Genomic DNA, 15,301 nt, shown 5'->3' with positions numbered 1-15,301 from the left:
GCGGCCGGGGTTCTGCTCGCTCAACGTAGCCGCCGGGGGCGTTCCGGCCACCCGGGAGGCCTCACGGCCGACCTCGATCGGCACGCGATCCGCCCGTCAGCGCCCGCGGCGCAGGGCCTCGCCCTCGACGTCCAGCACGGGCAGCCAGGACAGCCACCGCGGCAGCCACCAGGCGGAGCGCCCGAGCAGGGACAGCGCGGCGGGCACGGCGACCATCCGGACGACGACGGCGTCGACGAGGATGCCGACGGCCAGGGCGAACGCGATGGGCTTGACGGTGGCGTCGCCCTCGGGCACGAACCCGGCGAACACCGCGAACATGATCGCCGCGGCGGCGAGGACGACCGGGGCGGCCTGCCGGAACCCGGAGACGACGGCCTGCAGCGGCGGCGTGCCGTGCGCGTGGGCCTCGTGCATGCGGGAGACCAGGAACACCTGGTAGTCCATCGCGAGGCCGAAGAGGATGCCCACGACGATGATCGGCGCCATGCTCAGCAGCGGCCCGGTGACGTCGGAGTTCACGGCCTGCTGCCCCCAGCCCCACTGGAAGACGGCGACGGTGGCGCCGAGGGCCGCGCCGATGGTGAGCAGGAACCCGAGCACCGCGGTGACGGGCACGAGCACCGAGCGGAACACCAGGACGAGCAGGACCAGCGCGAGCCCGACGACGAGCAGCAGGTACAGGGGCAGCGCCTCGCGCAGCTGCTGGGAGACGTCGACGCTCACGGCGGTCTGCCCGGTGACGTAGGCCCGGGGACCCTCGCCGGCGGCGATGCGCTCGCGCAGGGCGTGGACGAGGTCGGTGGTGGCGGGGTCGGTGGGCGCCGTCTGCGGGATCACGGTGACGAGGGCGGCGTCGCCGTCGGCGCTGGGCCGCGGCGGGGTGGCGATCGCGACGCCGTCCAGCGCGGCGGCCTCCTGGGAGATCGCGGCGGCGCGCTCCGGCGCCCCGGTGCCGTCGACGAGCACGAGCAGGGGCCCGTTGACGCCGGGGCCGAACCGCTCGGCGACGAGGTCGTACGCCTTGCGCTGGGTGGAGGCGGGGGAGGCGGTGCTGTCGTCGGGCAGGCTGGTCCGCAGGTCGGCGACGGGCAGCGCGACGAGGCCGAGGAGCACGACGGCGCCGAGCAGGCTGAGCCAGCGCCGCTGCGTCACGAGCCGGCCCCAGCCCTCCAGGAACGGGTGTGGCCGGCCGAGGGCGAGGTGCTTCTCCCGCCGTCCCTCCAGCGCGGCGCGGGTGCGGCGGGAGAGGGTGCGGCGCCCGAGCAGGCTCAGCGCCGCGGGCACCAGGGTGATCGCGACGAGGACGGACAGCACGATCGTGGCGGCGGCGGCCAGGCCCATCTCGGCGAGGAAGGGGATGCCGGAGACGGTGAGCCCGACCAGGGCGATGACGACGGTGGTGCCGGCGGTGACGACGGCGGAGCCCGCGGTGCCGGTGGCCAGGGCGACGGCCTCGCGCACGTCCCGGCCGGCCAGCAGCTCCTGGCGGAAGCGGGAGCCGAGGAAGAGGGCGTAGTCGATGCCGACGGCGAGGCCGAGCATGACGGCCAGGATCGGGGTGGTGGACTGCAGGTCCACCAGGCCGGTGAGGGCGGTGATGCCCGCGGCGCCGATGCCGACCCCGACGAGGGCGGTGAGCATGTTCATGCCCGCGGCGACGAGGGAGCCGTAGGTGACGGTGAGGACCACGAGGGCCGCGACGACGCCCACGACCTCGCCGAGGCCGCCGACCGTGCTGACCTCCACGGTGGCGTCGCCGCCGACCTGCACGTCGAGACCGGAGGAGTCCCGCGCCTCCTCGACGGCCTCGAACAGCGCCTCCCGGGCCCCGGCGGTGACCTGGGGCTGGATCACCTCGTAGGTGACGGTGACGAGGGCGGCGCGCTGGTCGGGGGAGACGGCGGGGGCCTGCGGGTCCAGGGGGTTGGAGACGCTCTCCACCTGCGGCAGGCCGGTGAGCTCCCCGACGATGCGGAGGACCTCCGCGGCGTTGGCCGGGTCGGTGACGCGCTGGCCGGCCGGGGCGTCCAGGACGACGCGGGCGGTGGCCGAGCCGCCGCCGCCGGTGCCGGGGAAGCGCTCGTCCAGCAGGCCGATGGCCTCGGTGGACTCCTGGCCGGGGATCTCGAAGGTGGAGACGGACGGGCCGCGCAGGGTGATCGCGGCGACGGCGGCGGCCGTCAGCAGCAGCACCCAGGCGACGACGACGGCGAGGCGGTGGCGGAAGGCGGCGAGCCCCAGGCGGTGCAGGAAGGTGGCCAAGATCGGTCCTCTCGGGCTCAGCGCGCCGGCGCGGGGGTCGGGCGGTGGCCCAGGGCGGCGAGGGTGGTGGCGGTGATGAGGGGGCGGGTCCGCTCGGGGGGGTCCTCCAGCGGGGTCATCGCGGTGATGGCGAGGCTGCCGAGGGCGCCGAGGACGTGCAGCCGGCGCTCCAGGGGGGCGTCGGCGGCGCCGAAGGCGGTGAAGAAGCGCTCGGGCACCTGGGCCATGCGCCGGCCCGCGGCGGTGCCGGCGAGGGTCCCGCACAGCGAGAGCAGCAGGGAGACGAAGCCGGGGCGGCCGACCGCGAGGTCGACGAGGCGGCGGACGACCTCGGTGTCGCGGGCCGGGCCGGGGGGCAGGTGCTCGACGGCGCGCACGATGGCGTCGACGTTGCGGAAGCAGTCCTCGGCGACGGCGTCGAGCAGCGCCTCCTTGGAGGGGAAGCGGTGCAGCAGGCCGGTCTTGGAGTAGCCGACGGCGTCGGCGATGCGCTGCACGGAGGTCCCCTCGTAGCCGTGCTGGGCGAACAGGCTGGCGGCGGCCTCGACGATGCCGGCGTCGATGTCCTGGGCGGTGGGACGCGACATGGGACCAGGTTAGACCATTTCGGACCGGACCGGTCCGCCGCGTTCGGTGGAGAACCGCTCACCCACAGCATCGGCCTGACGCGCTGTCCCCGCATCCGCCTACGCTGTGCGGACGATGAGCACCCTGTTCGACGACCTCCCCCTCGGCCGGCCCGGCGCCGGCGCCGGCGCCGCTGCGCCCGCCTCCGGGGCGCCGGCGCGCCGCGCCCCCCGGGCCCTCGACGCCGAGGCGCTCCTGGACGGCCTAAACCCCCAGCAGCGCGAGGCCGTCGTGCACTCCGGCTCGCCGCTGCTCATCGTCGCCGGCGCCGGGTCCGGCAAGACCCGCGTCCTCACCCACCGCATCGCCCACCTCGTGAGCGCGCGCGGGGTGCAGCCGGGGCAGGTCCTCGCCATCACCTTCACCAACAAGGCCGCCGCCGAGATGCGCGAGCGCGTCGCCGCCCTCGTCGGCGACGTCGTCGGCCACGGGCAGCACGGCATGTGGGTGTCCACGTTCCACTCCGCCTGCGTGCGCATCCTGCGCCGCGAGGCCCGCACCGTCGGCCTGCGCCCCTCGTTCTCGATCTACGACGCCGCCGACAGCCAGCGGCTCATGGCCCTCGTCGGCCGCGAGCTGGACCTGGACCCCAAGCGCCACCCACCGCGCGCCTTCAGCGCGATGGTCTCCAACCTCAAGAACGAGCTCGTCGACCCGGAGACGTACAGCGCCCGCGCCCAGGGCGAGGACGGCAACGCCACCGAGCGCACCCTGGCCGCGGCCTACACGCTCTACCAGCAGCGGCTGCGCGAGGCCCAGGCCCTCGACTTCGACGACCTCATCATGACGACCGTCGCCATGCTGCAGGCCTTCCCGGAGGTCGCGGAGCACTACCGCCGCCGCTTCCGGCACGTCCTCGTCGACGAGTACCAGGACACCAACCACGCCCAGTACGTCCTGGTCCGCGAGCTCGTCGGCGGGTCCGTCTCCGAGGCGCGGGCCCGCTCCGGGCGCACCGCCGCCGACGGCACCGTCGTGCGCGAGGGCAGCGAGATCACCGTCCCGCCCGCCGAGCTCACCGTCGTCGGCGACGCCGACCAGTCGATCTACGCCTTCCGCGGCGCCACGATCCGCAACATCGCCGAGTTCGAGCAGGACTACCCCGACGCGCGCACGATCCTGCTGGAGCAGAACTACCGCTCCACGCAGACGATCCTCAGCGCCGCCAACGAGGTCATCAAGCAGAACCCCAACCGGCGGGCGAAGAACCTCTGGACCGCCTCCGGGGCCGGGGAGCCCATCGTCGGCTACGTCGGCGACGACGAGCACGACGAGGCCGCCTTCGTCGCCGAGGAGATCGACCGCCTCCACGACACCGCCGGCGTGCGCTACGGCGAGGTGGCCGTCTTCTACCGGACCAACGCCCAGTCCCGCGCCCTGGAGGAGGTGTTCGTCCGCACCGGCCTGCCCTACAAGGTCGTCGGCGGCACCCGCTTCTACGAGCGGCGCGAGGTCAAGGACGCCATGGCGTACCTGCGCGTGCTGGCCAACCCCGACGACACGGTGAACCTGCGCCGCATCCTCAACGTGCCCAAGCGCGGCATCGGCGAGCGCGCCGAGGCCTGCGTCGCCGCCCTGGCCGAGCGGGAGCGGATCTCCTTCGGCGCGGCCCTGGAGCGCGCCGGGGAGGCACCCGGCCTGGCCACGCGCTCCCTCGGCGCCGTCACCGGGTTCACCACCCTCGTCTCCGACCTGCGCACCCTGGTGGAGGCCGGCACGCCCCCGGCGGAGGTCCTGGAGGCGGTGCTGGAGCAGTCCGGCTACCTCGCCGAGCTGCGCGCCAGCCACGACCCGCAGGACGAGTCCCGGGTGGAGAACCTCGCCGAGCTCGTCGCCGTGGCGCAGGAGTTCACCACCGCCAGCCCCCAGGGCACCCTCGCGGACTTCCTGGAGTCCGTCTCCCTCGTCGCCGACTCCGACCAGATCCCCAGCCCCGAGGAGGAGGAGCAGGGCGTCGTCACCCTGATGACCCTGCACACCGCCAAGGGCCTGGAGTTCCCGGTGGTGTTCCTCACCGGCATGGAGGACGGCACGTTCCCCCACCTGCGCTCGCTGGCGGACCCCGAGCAGCTCGCGGAGGAGCGCCGCCTCGCCTACGTCGGTCTCACCCGGGCCCGGCAGCGGCTGTACATCACCCGCGCCGCGGTCCGCAGCGCCTGGGGCGCCCCGCAGCAGAACCCCGCCAGCCGCTTCCTCGACGAGCTCCCCGCCGACCTGGTGGAGTGGCGCCGGGCGCAGGCCCCCGTGACGCGCTCCACCGCCGCCCCGGCGGTCGCGCGGCTCGGCTCGCGGCCGGCGAGCGGCAAGCCGGTGATCAGCCTCGTCCCCGGCGAGCGCGTCACCCACGACACGTTCGGCATGGGGACCGTCGTGCGCGTCGAGGGCGAGGGCGAGCGCACCGTCGCCCACGTCGACTTCCGCACCGAGGGCACCAAGCGGCTGCTGCTGCGCTACGCGCCCGTCACCAAGCTCTGACGGGGCGCCGGCCCGCCGCCGCGCGCCCCGGCCTCACCCGAACGGCCCCTCAAGCCGCGGCCCTCCCTGCCGATGGGCTGACCTGGACGCCTGTGCCACGGACCGGGCGCCGAGGGGGACGGGGTGGAACGGTGGACCGCAGGACGGCCCGGCGGGTGGGTGCGCTCCGCAGAACCCGGACCCGGCGGGGCCTGGCAGCCCTCGTCGCGGCCTGCGCCCTGGTGCCGCTGACGCCGGCCGCCTCCTCCGCCGTCGGCGGTGACCTCGCCGCCCTGCCCGAGGAGGTCCGCGCGCAGCTCTCCGCCGCGGAGAGGTCCGCCCTCGGCGCCCTCACGGACGGCTCGGGGGTCGGCGTCGACGTCCTCGTGCGGACCGGGGCCGGGCTCGACGTCGTCGCCGTGTCCGCCGACAGCACCGCCGACGCACGGGGCGCCGCGGAGCTCCTCGACCGGCAGCCCGCCGTCGTCAGCGCCGACCTCGTCCAGGTGGCCACCCTCGTCGCGGACGCCGGACCGGACCTGACCTCCGGCCAGTGGGGCGACCTGCGCATCCGCTCGCGCCTCGTCGCCCCTGCGCTGCGGGACGAGCTCGTCTCCGGGGCCGTCACCGTCGCCGTCGTCGACACCGGCCTGCAGCCCCACGCCGACCTGCCCCGCACCACCGCGGGGATCAGCTACACCGGCGAGCCCGGTGGGGCGTTCGCCGACCGCCACGGCCACGGCACGCACGTGGCCGGCACGATCGCCGCCGCGACGGGCAACGGCGGTGTCAACGGCGTGGCGGACGGCGCCACGATCATGCCGGTCAAGGTGTTCGACAGCTCCGGCGGTGGCGGGACCAGCACCCGCGTCGCCCAGGGCATCGTCCACGCCGCGGACAACGGCGCCGACGTCATCAACCTGAGCCTGACGTTCGGCGCCCCCAGCGAGGTGGTCGCCGGCGCCGTCGCCCACGCGCGCTCCCGGGGCGCGGTCGTGGTCGCGGCGGCCGGCAACTCCGCCCTGGAGGGCAACCCGGTCCTGTACCCGGCCGCCTCGCCGGGCGTCCTCTCCGTGGGGGCCACGACCTCCCGGGACCAGCGGGCGGCCTTCTCCCAGCACAACCCCGCCGTCGACCTCGCCGCCCCCGGCCAGGACGTCCTGTCCACGACCCCCGGCAACGCGTACGGGTGGATGAGCGGGACCTCCATGGCGAGCCCGCACGTCGCCGGTGTCGCGGCGCTCCTGAAGGCCGTCGACCCGACGCTCACCCCGGACGAGGTCGAGGCGATCCTCACGCGGACGAGCCAGGACCTCGGCACCGCCGGGCGCGACGACCACTTCGGCCACGGCCTCGTGCGGGCCGACGACGCCGTCGCGGAGGCGTACCGGCTCACCACCCCCGCGCCGCCCGCCAACACCGCTCCCACCGCCGTCGCCGACGCCGTCACCGTGGCGTTCTCCGCCCCGCGGGCGCGCCTGGACGTCCTCGCCAACGACACCGACCCCGACGGCGGCGACGTCCTCGGCGTCACCGGTGTGACGGCGGCCTCGCACGGCACCGCGGAGGTCGCCGGCGGCGAGCTGTACTACACCCCCGCCCCGGGGTGGTCCGGGACCGACGCCTTCACGTACACGGTGACCGACTCGCGCGGGGGCACGGGCACCGCCGCGGTCACCGTCACCGTCGCCGGGCCCCCCGGCACCGCGCCGGTGGCCGCCGCCGACACGCTCACCGTCGCCTCCGGCGGCACGGGCCTGGTGGCCGTCCTCGGCAACGACACCGACGCCGACGGCGACACCCTGGCCCTGGTCTCGGTCTCCGCGCCCGCCTCGGGCACCGCCGTCGTGGAGGGCACCTCGGTGCGCTACACCGCGGCGGCCGGGTACGCCGGTGCGGACCGGTTCACCTACACGGTCACCGACGGACGCACCGAGGCCACGGGCACCGTGGACGTGACGGTCCGGGCGCCCGTCCCCGTCCAGGCCCCCGCTCCCGCGCCGGTTCCGGCACCCGTGCTCGCGCCGGCACCCGCCCCGGCGCCTGCCCCGGTGCCCGCGCCCACCCCTGCTCCCGCTCCGGCACCCGCGCCCGCCCCCGCACCTGTGCCCGCCGACGGGGTGCGGAACCCGGACGGCTCACGCACCTACGCCGGCACCGTCGTCAAGGGCGCCATCCTGGCCCACTACCTCGCCACCGGGGCGACCTCCGGCGCGCTCGGCAGGCCGGTGGGCACCGAGTTCGGCCCCCTGCGCGGCGGTGGGTACGGCCAGCACTTCGCCGGCGGGTCCGTCTACTTCAGCCCGGCCGGCGGAACCCACGTCCTGAAGGGTGCCGTCCGCGACCGCATCGCGCGCCTGGGCTGGGAGAACTCACCGCTGGGGTACCCCACCGGTGGTGAGCTCCCCGTCAGGGGCGGTGTCCTGCAGCGCTTCCAGGGCGGGCTGGTGCACTGGACGGCGGCCACCGGCCCGCAGGTGGTGCGCGGCGCCATCCTCGACGCCCACACCCGCGCCGGGTCCGCGGACGGGAGCCTCGGCCACCCCACCGGTGAGGAGTTCGCCCTCCGCCACGGCGGGCGCGTCCAGCGCTTCCAGGGCGGGCTGGTCTACTGGACGCCCGCGCTGGGTGCGCACCCCGTGAAGGGCGCGATCGGGGAGCACTACGCCGCCCGCGGCTGGGAGAACTCCCGGCTCGGCTACCCCAGGACCGGGGAGCACCCCGTCCGCGGTGGCCTGCGCCAGGACTTCGAGGGCGGGTCGGTGACGTTCAGCTTCGCCACCGGCCGCACCACCTGACGGGCGCCCCGGCCGGCGCGCAGGGGGCCGGCGGCGCTCAGATCCAGCGGCGGCGCTTGAACACCGCGTGCAGCGCCACGCTGATCGCCACCATGAGGAACATGGCGAAGGGGTAGCCCCACGCCCACCCCAGCTCGGGCATGACCTCGAAGTTCATCCCGTACACCGTGCCGATGAGCTGGGGCGCGAAGAGGATCGCCGCCCACGCGGAGATCTTCTTGACCTCCTCGTTCTGGGCGTTGCTCGCCTCCCCGAGCGTCTTCATCTCCTCGTTCTGCCGCTGGGCGACGAGGGTGGCGTTCACGGTGAGGATGTCCCGCAGGGCCGCGCGCAGGCCGTCGATGCGCTCGTTGATCTGCGTGACGTGGTCGGCGACGTCCCGCAGGTGCCGCTGCAGCTCCTCGTCGACGCCGTACTTCGCGAACCCCCCGCGCAGCGCCGAGAGGATCCCGACGAGCGGGTGCGTGGCGCGCTGGAAGTCCACGACCTCCCGGGACAGCTCGTAGATGCGCCGGGACACCTCGGGGTCCCCGCCGAACACCTCGGTCTCGATCTCGTCGACGTCGTTCTCCAGCCCCGCCACGACCGGGCCGTACCCGTCCACGACGGCGTCGAGGATCGCGTAGAGCACGGCCTCGGTGCCGTGGGCCAGCAGCCCCGGGTCGTCCTCCATGCGCTGTCGCACGGCGGAGAGGTCCGGGGACTCGCTGTGCCGCACCGTGAGGAGGAAGTCCTGCCCGATGAACAGGTGCAGCTCGCCGAACTGCACCTCCTCCGCCGCGTCGTCGTAGCGGGCGGCGCGCAGCACCACGAACAGGGTGTCGCCGTAGCGCTCCAGCTTGGGCCGCTGGTGTGCTTGGATCGCGTCCTCCACGGCGAGCTCGTGCAGCTCGAACTCCGCGGCCAGCGAGGCCAGCTCGCCGGCGTCGGGGCGGTACAGCCCGATCCACGCCATCGCGCCGTCCTGCTCGCGCAGGGAGCGGTACGTCTCGGCCAGGGACGACGGGGAGGCGGTGCGCCGCCCGCCCGAGTAGATGCCGCTGTCGACGAGGCTGCTGCGCGGCAGGGGGTGCTTGCCGGGCAGGGCCAGGGCGGCCGCGCGCACGGGCGAGGCGTTGCGGCGCCGGGGGCGCGCGGAGGCGGGCGTGACGGAGAACAGCCGGCGCTCGGCGGGCCGCTCGGACAGGCGGTCGGACACGGGCAGCTCCAGGGACACGGGGCGTGGGGGAGCCGCTCGCACCCGGGGAGCGGCTAGGGCGGGAACGGGGTACTCGGGGGCTCGCTGCTCACGCGGCGCCTCCTCCCGTACCGTCCCTGCCGTCCGCCACCCTCGTGCCGGAACCGGACCGCGGTGACCCGGGTCCGGGCCTGCGCGTGTCCCGACCAGGTTAGTCCAGCGCCGCCGGGCCCCGGGGCGGCTCCCGCCGGCGTCATCCGTCCGGCCCCGGCCCGCCGCCCGGCCCCGGCGCTCAGCCGCCCGCCGGGGTGGGGGAGGCGGTGCAGAAGTCCCGCACGGCCGCCCAGAAGGCGTCGGGCTGGCTGAACACCATGCCGTGGGTGCCGCCGGGCACCACGGCGAGCCGCCCGTCCGGCAGGAGCGAGACCAGCCGCCGCGCCCACGGCTCCGGGCTGACCGGGTCCCGCGTGCCCCACGCCACCAGCGCCGGCACGCCCACCGCGGCCAGCTGCAGCTCCTCCGGCTGGCCCAGCACGTGCCGCAGCACCGCCAGCATCCGGCGCGGCCCCGTGCGCAGGTAGTCGAGCAGCGCCAGCAGCAGGATGCCGGGGCGCTCGCGCCGCGCGTCCGCCAGCAGCCGCAGCGCCTGCCGCAGCGGGGTCGGTGCCGCGGGGTCGCGCGTCGCCCCGGCCAGCACCAGCCGCTCCACCCGGTCGGGGGCGCGCAGCGCGGTGGCCACGGCGAGCTGCCCGCCGTAGGAGTGGCCCACGAGCACCACCCGGCGCAGTCCCACGGCGTCCAGCCAGGAGACCAGCGCGGCGGCCTGCTCGTCGAGGCGCAGCGGGCGCGGCGGCGGCGCCGAGCGCCCCGAGCCGGGCGCGTCCGGGGCCAGCACGCGCCCCTGCCGCCCGGCGCGGCGCAGCAGCGGCACCAGGGACAGGCTCGACATCCCCAGCCCGTGCAGCAGGACGACGGGCGTGCCGCCGCCGTCCACCGCACCGGCCTCGCGGTGGTGCCAGCGCAGCAGGTGCAGCCCGGGCTCGACGGCGGGCCAGCCGCCGGGCCCCGGCTCCGCCTGCAGCGCCAGGGGCACCTGCGTCCACCCGCGCCGCAGGCCGCTGCCGCGCTGTCGTGCGTGCTCCACCCGGCGTCCTCCTCCCCGTCATCATCTGCCGCGACCGCGCGCCGGACCACCGCGCAGGTCACCCGTCCGGCTCAAGCGCGCGGGGCACCTGCCGATGGGGGGAGGGGCAGGTTGCCCCGGCGAACGACAGGAGACGACGTGAGCACCAACGGGACGACGCGCAGCGCGGCCGGGGCCGCCCGGCGCGAGATCCGCCCCACGGGGGTGGAGCGGACCTTCGACGCCGGTGAGCTCATCGTCTCCAAGACGGACACCAAGGGCGTCATCACCTACGCCAACGACGTGTTCCTCCGGGTCAGCGGGTACACCGCGGACGAGGTCATCGGCAGGCCGCACAACCTCGTGCGGCACCCCGGCATGCCCCGCGCCGTCTTCAAGCTCCTGTGGGACACCCTCGGCCGCGGGGAGGAGATCTTCGCCTACATCAACAACCTCGCCGCCGACGGCGCGCACTACTGGGTGCTCGCCCACGTCACGCCCTCGCGCTCCGCGGACGGCCGCGTGGTCGGCTACCACTCCAGCCGCCGCCGGCCCGACGCCGGTGCCGTCGCCGCGGTGAAGCCGCTGTACGAGCAGCTGCTCGCCGAGGAGGGGCGCTCCTCCGGCAGGGCGGCGGTCGAGGCGTCCGGCGCGCTGCTGGACCGCCTCGTGCGCGAGCGCGCGGGCGGCTACGACGAGTTCATCTGGTCCGTCATCCCCGAGGAGCTGAGCTGACGTGGGCCTCTTCGGCCGCAGCAGGGCCACCCGTCCCACCGAGCGCGAGGAGCTGGAGACCTACCGCGCGTTCGTCCGCCAGCTCACCGAGACCTGCGAGGCCGCGGCCCGCGGGGACCTGGAGGCCCGGGTGCGCCCCGTGCCCGGCTCGGACGCCGCCCCCCCGCTCGTCGCCTGCCAGCACAGCGTCAACCGCGTGCTCGACGTCTCCGACGCCTTCGTCCGCGAGGCGGGCGCCGCGCTCACCGAGGCCGCGCAGGGGCGCTACCACCGCAGACTGCTCCTGACGGGCCTGCACGGCGCGTTCCGGCAGGCCGCGAAGGCGATCAACACCGCGCGCGAGGCCATGCACCGCACCGCCGACCGCGTCACCGAGGCGCAGACCTCGCGCCTGGGCCTGGCCGACGAGTTCGAGTCGGTGGTGCTCACCATGTCCGAGCAGGTGGCCACCGCCGCCACCGAGCTGTCCGCCTCCGCCGCCGGCCTGCACGGCGCCGCGACCGCCGCCCACACCGAGGCCGAGCAGGCCCAGACCACCATCGGCTCGCTGACCCGCTCCTCCGAGGAGATCCAGCAGGTCATCGCGCTCATCAACGCCGTCGCCGACCAGACGCGCCTGCTGGCCCTCAACGCCACGATCGAGGCCGCCCGCGCCGGGGACGCCGGCAAGGGCTTCGCCGTCGTCGCGGCCGAGGTCAAGGAGCTCGCGGACCAGACCGGCCGCGCCACCGAGCAGGTCACCGCGCAGGTCGCGTCCATCCGGCAGGCGTCCGCGGGCGCCGCCGAGGTCATCGCCAGCGTGGGCGCGACGGTGGCGGAGATGAACTCCCTCGTCGACGGCATCGCGGCGGCGGTCGACGGGGCCCCGGGCCTCGGCGCGGGCGACACGACCGGCCTGTCGCAGCTCGCCGAGCGCCTGCGCAGCGAGATGACGGGCTTCCTCGCCGCCATGCGCAGCTGAGACCGGACGGTCCGCCGCACCCGCCCGGTCCCGGGCCGGGTGCGGCGCGCCCGGTGGGCGGTTGCGGGACGACGCACCTACCGTGGGGCGCAGCAGGGGCAGCGTCGCCCCTCCCGCCCCGTGGAGGTCCGCCGATGGCATCCGTCCTGGACCGCGAGCGCACGGTCGCCGGCCCCGGGTTCAACCGGTGGCTCGTGCCGCCCGCGGCGCTGGCGGTGCACCTGTGCATCGGGCAGGTGTACGCCACGAGCGTCTACAAGACCGCGCTCGTGCAGCACTTCGACACGAACCTCACGCGCATCGGCGTGGTGTTCTCCGTCGCCATCGTGATGCTGGGCCTCTCCGCGGCGCTGCTGGGCACCTGGGTGGACCGCAGCGGCCCCCGCAAGGCGATGGCGGCCTCGGCGGCGTGCTGGGTGTCGGGCTTCCTCGTCGGCGCGCTCGGCATCGTCACCGGCCAGCTGTGGCTGCTGTACCTCGGCTACGGCGTGATCGGCGGCATCGGCCTGGGCATCGGCTACATCTCCCCGGTCTCCACCCTCATCAAGTGGTTCCCCGACCGCCCGGGCCTGGCCACGGGCATGGCCATCATGGGCTTCGGCGGCGGCGCGCTCGTCGCGAGCCCGCTCTCCAGCCGCCTGCTGGCCTGGTACGACCCGGCCTACGACGCGGGCACCGCGGGCTCGGTGCCCAGCGGCGAGGCCGTCGCGTGGCTCTTCCTCACGCTCGCAGCCGGTTACGCGGTGTTCATGACGTACGGCGCCGCCACGATCCGCGTGCCCCCGCCCGGCTGGCGGCCCGAAGGGTTCGACCCCGCGTCGGTGCGCAGCCGTTCCCTGGTGACCACCGCCAGCGTCTCGGCGGGCAACGCCATCCGCACCCCGCAGTTCTGGCTGCTGTGGATCGTGCTGTTCTGCAACGTCACCGCGGGCATCGGGATCCTGGAGCAGGCCTCCCCGATGATCCAGGACTTCTTCCGCGAGAACGGGGAGAGCACCGTCGCCGCCGCGGCGGCCGGCGGGTTCGTGGGGCTGATCGCGATGGCGAACATGGCGGGCCGGTTCGTGTGGTCCACCACCTCCGACGTCATCGGCCGCAAGCCGGTGTACATGGTCTACCTCGGTGTCGGCATGGTCGCCTACGCGCTGCTGGCGCTGTTCGGGCAGACCAGCACGGCGCTGTTCGTGCTGTTCGCGGCGGTCATCCTCTCCTTCTACGGCGGGGGCTTCGCCACCGTCCCGGCGTACCTGCGGGACCTGTTCGGCACGTTCCAGGTCGGCGCGATCCACGGCCGCCTGCTCACCGCGTGGTCGGCTGCGGGGGTGTTCGGGCCGCTCATCGTCAACGGGTTCCTCGACGCCCAGGGCACCCCGGGGAAGCTGACCGCGGAGGCGTACCGGCCGGCGCTGCTGACGATGGTGGCGCTGCTCGGCGTCGGCTTCGTGGCGAACCTGCTGGTGCGGCCGGTGTCCTCGCGGTTCCACGAACCGTCCGGGAACCCGCCCGCCGCAGGTGCGGGGGAGCGCGCGCCCGCCGCGGGCGCGGAACGAGGCGTGCCCGGGACCGGGCGCGGGGAGGAGACGCGGTGAGCGGGACGACGGGGAGCACGGCGGGCGGCCGGGCCGGCGACGGGGCGGGCGGCCCGGGGAGCGCCCGGGCACGGCTCGTGGCCGGCTGGACGCTGGTCGGCATCCCCCTGCTCTACGGGGTGCTGGAGACGGTGAACCGCGCCAGCAAGCTGTTCACGTCCTGACCGCCCGCACCCCGGGCGCGCCCGCCGCCCGGGGCGGTTCCCGGGACGTGCTCCGCGGGGTGCGGTGAGCGGTGTGACGGAAACCGCTCCCCTCGTCGGGCTGTCGGGAGCGGTCCAGGTCTAGGGTGCTGGGTGGCTCCGGTGCCGGTCGCCGTCGACGCTCCGCGTGTGCGCCGGGGGTGCGGCACCCCGCCGACCTTGACGACCTAGGACGAGGACGAGGACGACGCGTGGACCTCTTCGAGTACCAGGCGCGCGACATGTTCGCGGCGCACGGCGTACCGGTGCTGGACGGCAGGGTGGCCACCACCCCCGAGGAGGCGCAGGCTGCGGCCGAGGCGCTCGGCGGGGGCACGGTCGTGGTCAAGGCCCAGGTGAAGACCGGTGGGCGCGGCAAGGCGGGCGGGGTGAAGCTCGCGCACGACCCGGCCGAGGCCGCCGACCGCGCCCGGGACATCCTGGGCATGGACATCAAGGGCCACACGGTCCACCAGGTGCTCATCGCCGAGGGCGCCAGGATCGCCGAGGAGTACTACTTCTCCGTCCTGCTCGACCGCGCCAACCGCACCTACCTGGCCATGGCCAGCAAGGAGGGCGGCATGGAGATCGAGCAGCTCGCCGTGGAGCGTCCCGAGGCGCTCGCGCGGGTCCCCGTCGACGCGCTCACCGGCATCGACGGGGCCAAGGCCGCCGAGATCGTCGAGGCCGCGGGGTTCGACGCCGACGTGCGCGACGAGGTCGCCGCCGTCATCCAGAAGCTGTGGACCGTCTTCACCGCCGAGGACGCCACCCTCGTCGAGGTCAACCCGCTCATCAAGAGCGAGGACGGGCGCATCATCGCCCTCGACGGCAAGGTGACCCTCGACGAGAACGCCGACTTCCGCCACCCCGGGCACGCGGACCTCGTGGACGTCGCGGCGACGGACCCGCTGGAGCGCAAGGCGGGGGAGATGGGCCTCAACTACGTCAAGCTCGACGGCGAGGTCGGCATCATCGGCAACGGCGCCGGGCTCGTCATGAGCACCCTCGACGTCGTCGCCTATGCCGGTGAGGAGTTCGGCGGCGTCAAGCCCGCGAACTTCCTCGACATCGGCGGCGGCGCCTCCGCGCAGGTCATGGCCAACGGCCTCGACGTCATCCTCCACGACGCGCAGGTCAAGAGCGTGTTCGTCAACGTCTTCGGCGGCATCACCGCCTGCGACGAGGTCGCCAAGGGCATCGTCTCCGCGCTCGGCATGCTCGGCGACGAGGCGTCCAAGCCGCTGGTCGTCCGCCTCGACGGCAACAACGTCGAGGAGGGCCGGCGCATCCTCGCCGAGGCCGCGCACCCCCTCGTCACGGTGGTCGACACCATGGACGGCGCGGCCGCCAGGGCCGCCGAGCTCGCAGCGACCGGAAAGGCCTGAGA

General features: G+C 75.3%; 11 protein-coding genes. 7 read left to right on the top strand and 4 right to left on the bottom strand.

All coding sequences use genetic code 11. From position 1 onward, the window contains the following. Positions 1-96: 96 nt before the first annotated feature. Both ACYQBY_RS15645 and ACYQBY_RS15640 read right to left on the bottom strand, forming a co-directional pair. Positions 97-2,265, bottom strand: coding sequence for an MMPL family transporter (locus ACYQBY_RS15645; RefSeq protein WP_459644805.1), 2,169 nt, complete (start codon positions 2,263-2,265; stop codon positions 97-99). Between the two features lie 17 nt (positions 2,266-2,282). Next, the gene (locus ACYQBY_RS15640) at positions 2,283-2,852 is read right to left on the bottom strand and encodes a TetR/AcrR family transcriptional regulator (RefSeq protein WP_459644804.1); all 570 of its coding nucleotides are present in this window, start codon (positions 2,850-2,852) and stop codon (positions 2,283-2,285) included. A gap of 115 nt (positions 2,853-2,967) precedes the next feature. On the opposite strand from ACYQBY_RS15640, the gene pcrA reads away from it, so the two are divergent. Both pcrA and ACYQBY_RS15630 read left to right on the top strand, forming a co-directional pair. After that, on the top strand, positions 2,968-5,367 hold the full coding sequence (gene pcrA, locus ACYQBY_RS15635; protein WP_459644803.1) for a DNA helicase PcrA: 2,400 nt from the start codon (positions 2,968-2,970) through the stop codon (positions 5,365-5,367). A 131-nt stretch (positions 5,368-5,498) separates the two neighbouring features. Next, positions 5,499-8,144: a S8 family serine peptidase gene (locus ACYQBY_RS15630; protein WP_459644802.1), complete on the top strand. Its 2,646-nt coding sequence runs from the start codon at positions 5,499-5,501 to the stop codon at positions 8,142-8,144. A 37-nt stretch (positions 8,145-8,181) separates the two neighbouring features. Here ACYQBY_RS15630 and ACYQBY_RS15625 read toward each other — a convergent pair whose 3' ends face one another. Beyond that, positions 8,182-9,342: a magnesium and cobalt transport protein CorA gene (locus ACYQBY_RS15625; RefSeq protein ID WP_459644801.1), complete on the bottom strand. Its 1,161-nt coding sequence runs from the start codon at positions 9,340-9,342 to the stop codon at positions 8,182-8,184. Between the two features lie 271 nt (positions 9,343-9,613). Next, positions 9,614-10,465 (bottom strand): alpha/beta fold hydrolase, encoded by an 852-nt coding sequence (locus tag ACYQBY_RS15620; RefSeq protein WP_459644800.1) that lies wholly within the window; start codon positions 10,463-10,465, stop codon positions 9,614-9,616. A 138-nt stretch (positions 10,466-10,603) separates the two neighbouring features. On the opposite strand from ACYQBY_RS15620, the gene ACYQBY_RS15615 reads away from it, so the two are divergent. The 5 genes from ACYQBY_RS15615 (at position 10,604) to sucC (ending at position 15,299) form a co-directional block, all read left to right on the top strand. Next, on the top strand, positions 10,604-11,179 hold the full coding sequence (locus ACYQBY_RS15615; protein ID WP_459644799.1) for a PAS domain-containing protein: 576 nt from the start codon (positions 10,604-10,606) through the stop codon (positions 11,177-11,179). Position 11,180: 1 nt separating this feature from the next. Then, the gene (locus ACYQBY_RS15610; protein ID WP_459644798.1) at positions 11,181-12,140 is read left to right on the top strand and encodes a methyl-accepting chemotaxis protein; all 960 of its coding nucleotides are present in this window, start codon (positions 11,181-11,183) and stop codon (positions 12,138-12,140) included. Between the two features lie 134 nt (positions 12,141-12,274). Next, positions 12,275-13,729: an OFA family MFS transporter gene (locus tag ACYQBY_RS15605; protein ID WP_459644797.1), complete on the top strand. Its 1,455-nt coding sequence runs from the start codon at positions 12,275-12,277 to the stop codon at positions 13,727-13,729. After that, entirely contained in the window at positions 13,726-13,893 is a 168-nt protein-coding gene (locus tag ACYQBY_RS15600) for an MFS transporter small subunit (RefSeq protein ID WP_459644796.1), read from the top strand. Before ACYQBY_RS15605 ends, ACYQBY_RS15600 begins: the two co-directional genes overlap by 4 nt. 230 nt (positions 13,894-14,123) lie before the next feature. Then, positions 14,124-15,299: an ADP-forming succinate--CoA ligase subunit beta gene (gene sucC, locus ACYQBY_RS15595; protein ID WP_459644795.1), complete on the top strand. Its 1,176-nt coding sequence runs from the start codon at positions 14,124-14,126 to the stop codon at positions 15,297-15,299. Positions 15,300-15,301: the final 2 nt, after the last annotated feature.

The sequence above is a fragment of the Kineococcus anabasis genome (genome assembly GCF_054590795.1).
This window is presented reverse-complemented; position numbering and strand designations above follow the sequence as displayed.